Origin of the sequence: Nonomuraea cypriaca, from assembly GCF_015645445.1 — a bacterium.
Classification (GTDB): domain Bacteria; phylum Actinomycetota; class Actinomycetes; order Streptosporangiales; family Streptosporangiaceae; genus Nonomuraea; species Nonomuraea cypriaca.
This window is the reverse complement of record NZ_JADOGI010000533.1, coordinates 1-1,146: the sequence shown is the minus strand read 5'-3', so window position 1 is coordinate 1,146 and position 1,146 is coordinate 1. Positions and strand designations below refer to the sequence as shown.

2 protein-coding genes are annotated in these 1,146 nt (G+C 75.3%); both read left to right on the top strand.

The genetic code is table 11. The features are described 5' to 3' along the window. Window positions 1-933 (top strand): DUF692 domain-containing protein (locus ITP53_RS55450; RefSeq protein ID WP_236052260.1); only part of this gene is annotated, 933 nt, incomplete at its 5' end. After that, a partial coding sequence (locus tag ITP53_RS55445; protein WP_207757780.1) for a hypothetical protein occupies window positions 930-1,146 on the top strand: 217 nt, incomplete at its 3' end. The genes ITP53_RS55450 and ITP53_RS55445, both read left to right, overlap by 4 nt.

Sequence of the window (1,146 nt, the reverse complement as noted above, 5' to 3'; positions counted from 1 at the left end):
GCGGGGGCGGCGTCAGCAGCTGCGGCGGCGGCAGTGGCAGCGGCGGCGGAGGTTGCGGCGGCGGCAGTGGCGGTGGCGGCAGTGGCGGAGGAGGTTGTGGTGGAGGAGGAGGCTGACGTGGGAAGTCTGGGCGTGGGCATCGGCTGGCGGTCCGAGCTGGACCTGAGCATCGAGCGGATGGCCGGCGTCGACTTCCTCGAAGTGGTCGCCGAGAACATCACGCCCGCCCACCTGCCCGAGTCGTTGCGCCTGTTGCGGGCCAGGGGCCTGCCGGTGATCCCGCACGGGGTGTCGCTCGGCGTCGGCGGGGCCGAGCCGCCCTCGCCCGAGCGGCTGGCCCACCTGGCCGCCTGTGCGCGGGCGCTGGACTCGCCGCTGGTCAGCGAGCACCTGGCCTTCGTACGGGGTGGCGGCATGGAGGCGGGGCACCTGCTGCCCGTCCCGCGTACGCGGGCGTCGCTGCGGGTCGTCACGGAGAACGTAAGCCGGGCGCAGGACGCGCTGCCCGTCCCGCTGGCCCTGGAGAACGTCGCCGCCATCTTCGGCTGGCCCGACGACGAGCTGACCGAGGCCGAGTTCCTCGCCGAACTGGTCGCGCGGACCGGGGTCGGCCTGCTGATCGACGTGGCCAACCTCTACACCAACCAGGTCAACCTGGGCCTCCCTGCGGTGGCGGCGCTCGACGCGCTGCCCCTGGAGCACCTCGCGTACGTCCACGTCGCCGGCGGGTACGAACGCCACGGCGTCTGGCACGACACCCACACCACGTCGGCGCCGCAGGCCGTGCTCGACCTCCTCACCGAGCTGTGCGCCCGGGCCGACCCGCCGGGTGTGCTGCTGGAATGGGACGACGACTACCCGAGCGACGCGGTGCTGGCCGGCGAACTGTCCAGGGTCAGGACCGCGATGTCCCTGGCCGGGGATCGCCGATGACGGACCCGAGCATCGGCACAGGCCAGGACACGCCCACGGACGCGGCAGGCGTGCGGCCGCACGTCCATGACGGCCTTCAGCCGGGCGGCGGTGCCGATGCGGGCGACGGGGCAGGCGACGGGCCGGGCGACCTGCGGGGCGACGGGCCGGGCGACCTGCGGGGCGACGGGGCGGGCGACCTGCCGGGCGGCGGACCGGGCGGCAGGGTGGGCG